A 7,339-nucleotide genomic window follows, 5' to 3' on the forward strand; every position below is an offset into this window, starting at 1 on the left:
GCCGGTGACGGATATGGCGCAGGCGCCGTGGCCGGCCAGGGCGTCAGCTTTCTTCGACCCTTCGGTGATCCATAAAGGCACCTTCGGATTGCCGAGATCTTTCTGACATCGAGGCGGGCAGTCGAGGCGATTGGCCGATCCGGCCGGAAGCTCGTACTTCACCGTCTTACCCTGGTTGTTGGTGCGCGGATTGTCGGATCGGAGTTGAAAGCCCGCGGCTGTGCCGTCGACACCCCAGAGTGGAATGAGGAGGCCGGGCACTCGCTGTTGCGCCGGGGCAAAGCCGAGCCTGGCAAGCTCGGCTTTGTCTTCGACGCTCCGGTATTTCCGCTCCCGGATTACTTCAAGACCAAGGCCGCTTTGCTCATGAAGATGTTTAAAATGACTCTCCATAAGCTCCGGTATAGCCTCGGAAAAAACGTCTCCGGCAGCGGTGGACTGGCCGCTTAAATCTTTTCTCACCATGACCGTCTTAGTAAGCGACGTCGCGTTGTACTGCCTTCAGAAAACGCTTCAGCCCCTCGGCGGAAAATTTACTTGGCGGCAAAGGCGAGTTGAAGTCGTCGAGTTCCGCTTCAATATGGCAGTGTTTCTCGAACCACCGCCTGATCTGATGGTCGCGGATATCGAGATGCCAGACTTTGGTCTTGGCCCTGTCCCATAGCTCAATGATTTCATTTTCGGTGACACCGTCCTCCAGCCTGGTCTTATCTTTGCCGGTCACTTCATCGGGGAAAAGGTCGTCCGGGGCTTCGCTGTCCGGCGGCGGAAGTAACAAAGACTGGCTGGGCGCCATTCGAGCTAACTTCTGAGTTTCGGCCAAGGTATAGGCGGCACTCAGAAACAGAACCCGCGCTATCTTTTTCCGGCCCTCAACCTCCACTTCCTTTTCCACAAGCTTGAGGGACAGCGGAATCATCGACAGTCTTCCGCAGACGCTTTGAATGAGTTCGAGCATGGAGTTCACGTTGACGATGGAGTGGTATGAGCTGGTGTCGAGTTGATAGACGCCAAAACCCGGGCACTTGGGAATCAAAAACTGCAAGTTCATCACTCTCTTACAGCGACCGGATTCGTAATAAGCGCACGTCTTGGGGTCGCAAGTGATCTCTCTAAGTTCGGTTTCCAGGTCCTTATGGGTGGCGATGCGGCCGGTCCGGATATCTACCCTGGCTACCGCCGTCTCGCCGTCACCGCGGCAGATTAGGCCCCGGTAAGCTGAGTAACATTTCAGGTATTGGCTGGCCCACTGGCGGGGTTCTTCGGTCGGCAGCATGATTTGAAGCTCGGTCGGCTTATCGCCGAAAACCTTCCTCACTTCATCCGGACAGACGAAATAGTCGGTGGGGACGGGATAGGTAAAGCCCTCGCTGGACTCTCTCTTAAGTCCCAGCCTGATCTTCCCCAGCCTCGGTAACCTGATGACTTCGGTGACTCCCTTGATCGGCATTTCTTTCTCCTCGGTTTTAATTTTCCTCATAATGGCCAGATCTCTTAGATGAGCCCTTGCAAGTATGCGGGCAAGTATACGTAGCCCGTTTTCGAAATCTTCCCGGTCGGCTTCAATTGACATTACCGCTCCTCCTGTATGCTGAGTAGATTGGCAGTCGGAGACAGATAAACAGTATCAGTATCACTTTCGCTTTCGGTTTCGTTTTGATTCCCTGACTGATCTTCCTCAGCTTCGGCAACCTGATGAGTTGGTTGACTCCCTTGGTCGGCATGATGAACCTCCTCCTTCTTTTTCCGTGCTAATCTGGCTTTTTTGGCTTCTTCGGCAAGTTCCTCAAGGTAAGCTTCGGCAATCATCCTAGCCAGCAACTTGAGTCCATTTTCAGGAGTATAGATAGTCATCTATAAAGCGCCACCGTCTTCTTCAATGGTGAAAAGATCGTCAAAAGAACAATCTCTGAAGAACTCCAGGAAACGCTGGCGCATATAGGCTGAAGGTGGCCGTTTGCCAGTCACCAGTTGAGAAAGGTAGGAGCGGGACATGCCAAGTTTCCTGGCAAGAGCACGCTGCGATAGATTTTTCTTTGCCAAGGCAACATCAAAAGGCTGTCTTTTCAGGATCACCTTAACCATTTGGTTCACTCCAGCGTACAGAATGTACGCTAAATAGTATAAAGTTCGACCCCTACTTCGTCAAGCAATTATTGTCACTATTATGTTTCTATTTATGTTCTAAAGGTGTTTACAAATGTTTACTTTAGTGCTATACTCTTCGCTGGAGGGTGCTATGGTAGAATTCAATAAGTACCTAAAAAACCTCAGACTGGAACACAACCTGTCACTTCGGGAAGTGCAGGCTAAGGCTGGTGTCTCCAGCTCCTATCTAGCCCAGATCGAGCAAGGACATAAACCCCGCCCTAGCGCTGATATACTGAAAAAGTTGGCTCCAGTATTCGATGTGCCGGTAAGGGATCTCATGAAAGCTGCCGGCTATCTGGAGGAAGCCGCTAGTGAACTAAGCGATAGAGAGGAGATTGAAATGGCCTTCCGTTATGTGATGAGCGACCCCCGCTACAAGTCAGGTACACGTCTTTCCGGCGAACTCACACCCGACGTCAAGCGCTTCATCGTCGAAATGTACGAGAAGGCCACCGGCAAAAAGTTGTTACCCGGGGGCTAACAAATGAAGCTATCTAGCGACCTCCGGTGCTTCTGTGATCATTTAGTTAGAAAATTCGGTAGCCCGGGTGACTCTTCCGAAGAGCAAAAGGCTGACGAATTTCGCAACGTCTATTTGAAAGGCCTGCCATCTAATATGAGGACGCTCAGGGCCGTGGCTTCGTGTTGCGGTATCAATTTGAATGGGACAGATAAAATGCCTCATAACCTTAGGGGCTATCATGAGGTGTTCGATAGCAAGAAAAATATCTACTTCAGACAAGGCGATACCCTGAGTGGTCAACAGAACACCATTCTTCACGAGATTAGGGAAATGATGGAGACGCTTTTTGCCGAAGCCGACCCGAGTTATGATGCGCTCCGTACCAGTGCACGTCATCTGGCCGCCAACCGCTTTGCCACGGCGGTGCTGTTACCGAGAGACGACTTCATAAAGAAGGTGTACGAAACCGGCCTCGATGTTATTGAACTGGCATCCTTTCACTCCAAGAGTTGCGCTCAAGTATTGCTACGCATGGGTGAAGTGCTGCAAGGCAAGTTGTTTGTTTATAGTGCGCTCTATGAACCCTGTGGTGAAGGGAGCTCCGCATGGCAGGTCGCTTACTGGACCGGGTGCCATAATGACGAAGAACCTGAATCCAACGTATCTTATTCTGACGGCTATTTTCCTAGAAAAGGCCGTCATGCCCTGCCCGGTTCGCTAATCAACCTCGTGATCAAAACAAAAAAACCACACCTCGCCCGGGTCACCCTCTCTGATGATGACGACAACGGTTTGCTGGCATTAGCAAGACCTCTCATGATCTCAGGTGACCCCATAAAAGCGGTTCTAACCGCGGTACTTTCAACCGACAGGAGTTTTATTGAACCTCAAATCGGACGTTTGAGACCTATTGATATCAAAGGATTTTTCAAACACTTGTAGACAATGTGGGGAGGCAAAGCTATGGGAAATCAGATAAAAAGAGTGGTTATCTATGCCAGAGTTTCTTCTGACCGTCAGGATGTTGACCTGTCCATCTCGGCTCAGTTGAAGTCACTGAGAGACTACGCTAGCAAACACGGCTTTTTTGTGGCCAAGGAATTTGTCGACGAGGCTGAAAGCGGCCGGAGCACCGCCCGTCCGGCCTTCCGTGAGATGATCAGTTTGGCTAGAGCAAAACAGCATCCATTTGATATGATTCTTGTCTGGAAACTTTCTCGCTTCGCCCGTAATCGCGAGGACTCAATCATCTATAAATCCCTTCTGAGAAAACAGGACGTTCAGGTGGTTTCGATCAATGAGCCAATCGAAGACTCCCCAACCGGCCGCCTTATGGAGGGTATTATCGAGGTTATCGATGAGTTCTACTCTTCCAATCTGGCGCAAGACATCACTCGAGGCCTTCGCGAGAACGCATCCCGCGGGTTCTTTAACTGTAGCCGGGTTCCTTATGGCTACATGAAAAAGAAGATCCGCGATGGCGAGAAAGAGCGTAATACTTTAGTGCCACATCCTGAACAAGCTCCAATCGTTGAACGAATCTTTAACGAAATTTCCAGAGGTAAAGGCCTCAAAGAAATTGCCAAAGGCCTTAACGGAGACGGCTTCCCAGCGCCGGCTGGTGGAAAGTGGGGCAAACAACGCCTGCACAAAATTCTCACCAATGAATCTTATATCGGCCGCCTAGTTTGGGGTAAAACCCACCGTGGGAAACACAACAACTTACCGCCCGTGATCAAGGATGATGCATGGCAAGCCTTAATTGATAAGACTTTATTTGATGACGTCCAAGTCACTCTCGCTTCCAGGGCACCGAAAGTTACCCACCCAAGAGTAACCAGTAGCACCTATTTACTCAGCGGTCTCATTAAATGCCACAAGTGCGGCGCCGCTTATATCGGCTATGGTGCCAAGTCTGGTCAATTTCACTACTATGTCTGCGGCACTGCTTATAGCAAAGGAAAAGGTATTTGTCCCAGCCAGCATTTGCCCAAGGAAAAAGTTGAGGGCTTCATCACTAACAAGGTTAGTGATTATGTGCTTTCCGATGACAACCTTCTCAAACTGATCAGGGAGAGCAACATGGCCATTGAAGGGGCTGATCATAAATACAGGGAACAGATGGAAGTGTTCAATCGGGAAATCGAACAGTGGCAGCTACGCTTAGACCGTCTCTATGAATTCGTCGAGACCAAAGCAATTGACCCTGCAAGAATGGCCGGACGCATAACCGAACTTCAGGACAAGATCGAGAAGATCAAACAGGCCAAATTAGATTTGGAAGAGGACCATGTCTGGCAAAAAGCAAGAATATTTGATCCTCAAAAGATTCTGCCCTACGTAGCAGAATTGCGGGAATTCCTGAATACACGTGGGTTGGTTGAGCGGAAGACAGTTTTAAGATCGTTTATCGAATGTATCAGTGTTGATGATGACAAACTGACATTCGATTACACCATGCCGTTCCCACCGGATAATCAGAAGCAGGAGACAATATCGGTTCTAGATATCGTCCCCTCAGCTCCACCATAGTTAACAGTATTCTGAACCGCCTTTTCACAGTTTGTTCCATCAGATCACAATATTTATACTATGTCGTCTCCACCGAGGTTCTTCTCGTAGTACTGGTTGATGTAGAGGATGGTCTTCCCATTTTCGATTTCCTTAACCCGTTTGCCATCGCCGTCATAGACGTACTGGGCATCGGCGCTGTTGCCGGTGATGGACACTAGCCTGTTCTCCACGTCCCAGGTGAGGGTTTGATATGGGGCGATAGCTGTCAGTGTGGCCGTGGCCGCAGCTCCAGATCCACCGCCGCCTGAGATAGTGACAGTCGGAGCGGTGGAATAACCGCTGCCGCCGCTGAGGAGGTTGAGGCCAGCCAGTGATGTCGGGGACAAGGTAGCGGTAGCAGAAGCGCCTGATCCACCGCCGCCTGAGAACGAAACGCTGGGGGCGGTGGTGTATCCACTACCACAACTGGCCAGCGTGATGCTAGCCAACGCGGTGGGAGCTAATACTGCCACTGCAGTAGCGCCATATCCGCCGCTCGCTTACGTCGTCTGTTATTGTAACCGTGATCGTTCCTTCAAAGGAATTGCTAAACCAAGTTGTATTTTATGCTGGATAATCTTGGTGTTTACGATCTCAAATAGAGTTATCAAAGAAAAAAGCATTCCAAAATATAGGGAAAACGGTATTGTTAAGTCTCTCAAGGGCATTGCTTGAATTACCAATGCTCCCGCAACAAGATAGAAAATTACGCATAGAATAAGGACAGGGGCATTATTTATTCCAGCCAAAATCAAAAGTAGTATCCCGAATATCGCACCATAAACGAGTAAACCAGAAAAATATAGCCAGAAAAGTGCCGTAGCGATTGCTCCGGTGTACAAAGCCAAAACCAAAGCAAAAACACAGCAAAGGACGCTAAGGAAAATCCACTGTCTTGCATTTTGTTGTTTTTGTTTTTCGTCAAATCCCTTTTCTAGGGCACGTTCAATAATGACTTTAGAGTAACGGGACTTTATTAACTTAACAATATTCATGATATTACCTTCGATTCATTAATAGGATAAAGGATAAATCGTATAATGTTAACTAGTCCAAGCATATTCCCAATACATTTCGTCCCACTGGTTATATGTAGATTTATTTACTCTAGTTAATTGCGATAAAAACGATTCTGAATCTGTGAATGACTCAGAAAGAATATTCACAGGAAGGTCGACCATAGTGCTCGCAATCACAGAATTGAATAATTGATCAGGCCCTTGAGCAATTTCATATTCTAGAGAACATGCGGGCAATATGTCATCTAGTATCCCACTAATACCATTTGCGACAGCTCCACCAATACCTCCTACGATGGTGTCTTTGATCAAATCACCCACTCCATATTGGTCACCTGTAAATAAATGTTCAGTAATATCTCCTGCAACATTCCCACCAGCGCCAGCAGCCATCATTCCAACAAGCCCAACACCTGTCGAAGCTATTGCGCCAGCAACCGCCGCCCCTGCAACGGTACCAGCAAATCCATTCCATGAAAACTCTTTATGTTGAATAGCCATATCAACAATTGCATATTTAACCAACCCCACTAAGGCACCAATTCCTGCCCCAATCAAAAATGTCCAATGCCCCGTCGGGTCAGTGTATTTTAACGGATTATTGTAGCAGTAGCTATACCGGTTGAACGCCTGCGGATTCATGAAGTCGGGAACAATCGTATCCGCACTGATAAACCGCCCAATGGCCGGGTCATAATACCGCGCCCCGTAGTAATACAGCCCGGTGGAATCCAGACGTTGCCCGGTGAATTTCTCATCCGTTGGCACTGAACCCGTGCGGGTGGCACCGTAAGGATAGGTTGTCGTAGAGCCTAAAGAGCCCCCGCTGCTGTCTGTGACCAGCGAGGTGCTGTTCAGGCTGTCCTGGTGGATGTATTGCAGTGTCGTCCCTTCGCGTTCGGCAATGAGCTTGCCTCCCAGGTAGTAGTAGGTCGTAACCACACCTGTAGTGAGGTTCTTCTCATAGTATTGGTTGACATACAGAATGGTTTCACCGTTTTCGATTTCTTTAACCCGTTTGCCATCGCCGTCGTAGACGTACTGGGCATCGGCGCCGTTGCCGGTGATGGACACTACCCTGTTCTCCACATCCCAGGTGAGGGTTTGATATGGGGCGATAGCTGTCAGTGTGGCCGTGGCCGAAGCCCCGGAC

10 protein-coding genes are annotated in these 7,339 nt (G+C 49.2%); 3 read left to right on the forward strand and 7 right to left on the reverse strand.

Translation table 11 applies throughout. The features are described from left to right. The 4 genes from ABFB09_RS09465 to ABFB09_RS09480 all read right to left on the reverse strand — a co-directional run. Window positions 1–465, reverse strand: a 465-nt coding sequence (locus ABFB09_RS09465; RefSeq protein WP_347001250.1) for a DUF3854 domain-containing protein, incomplete at its 3' end; no start/stop codon positions are given. Window positions 466–472: 7 nt separating this feature from the next. Then, a complete protein-coding gene (locus ABFB09_RS09470) occupies window positions 473–1,573 on the reverse strand; it encodes a hypothetical protein (protein ID WP_347001251.1) in 1,101 nt (366 codons plus the stop codon). Then, a complete protein-coding gene (locus tag ABFB09_RS09475; protein WP_347001252.1) occupies window positions 1,573–1,854 on the reverse strand; it encodes a hypothetical protein in 282 nt (93 codons plus the stop codon). The genes ABFB09_RS09470 and ABFB09_RS09475 overlap by 1 nt, the downstream gene beginning before the upstream one ends. After that, window positions 1,855–2,085, reverse strand: coding sequence for a helix-turn-helix transcriptional regulator (locus ABFB09_RS09480; RefSeq protein ID WP_347001253.1), 231 nt, complete (start codon window positions 2,083–2,085; stop codon window positions 1,855–1,857). Window positions 2,086–2,239: 154 nt separating this feature from the next. Here ABFB09_RS09480 and ABFB09_RS09485 point away from each other — a divergent pair, with 154 nt between their 5' ends. The 3 genes from ABFB09_RS09485 (at window position 2,240) to ABFB09_RS09495 (ending at window position 5,146) form a co-directional block, all read left to right on the forward strand. Then, on the forward strand, window positions 2,240–2,632 hold the full coding sequence (locus ABFB09_RS09485) for a helix-turn-helix transcriptional regulator (RefSeq protein ID WP_347001254.1): 393 nt from the start codon (window positions 2,240–2,242) through the stop codon (window positions 2,630–2,632). A gap of 135 nt (window positions 2,633–2,767) precedes the next feature. Next, entirely contained in the window at window positions 2,768–3,556 is a 789-nt protein-coding gene (locus ABFB09_RS09490; RefSeq protein ID WP_347001259.1) for an ImmA/IrrE family metallo-endopeptidase, read from the forward strand. Window positions 3,557–3,577: 21 nt separating this feature from the next. Beyond that, a complete protein-coding gene (locus ABFB09_RS09495) occupies window positions 3,578–5,146 on the forward strand; it encodes a recombinase family protein (RefSeq protein ID WP_347001255.1) in 1,569 nt (522 codons plus the stop codon). A gap of 53 nt (window positions 5,147–5,199) precedes the next feature. Here the strand turns inward: ABFB09_RS09495 and ABFB09_RS09500 are convergent, their stop codons facing one another. The 3 genes from ABFB09_RS09500 to ABFB09_RS09510 all read right to left on the reverse strand — a co-directional run. Next, entirely contained in the window at window positions 5,200–5,640 is a 441-nt protein-coding gene (locus tag ABFB09_RS09500; protein WP_347001256.1) for a hypothetical protein, read from the reverse strand. 39 nt (window positions 5,641–5,679) lie between these two features. After that, window positions 5,680–6,162, reverse strand: a complete 483-nt coding sequence (locus tag ABFB09_RS09505) for a hypothetical protein (RefSeq protein WP_347001257.1) — start codon at window positions 6,160–6,162, stop codon at window positions 5,680–5,682. Window positions 6,163–6,210: 48 nt separating this feature from the next. Continuing rightward, window positions 6,211–7,339: RHS repeat-associated core domain-containing protein (locus ABFB09_RS09510; protein WP_347001258.1), on the reverse strand; the 1,129-nt coding region annotated here is incomplete at its 5' end.

Source organism: Dehalogenimonas sp. THU2 (genome assembly GCF_039749495.1).
Lineage (GTDB): Bacteria > Chloroflexota > Dehalococcoidia > Dehalococcoidales > Dehalococcoidaceae > Dehalogenimonas.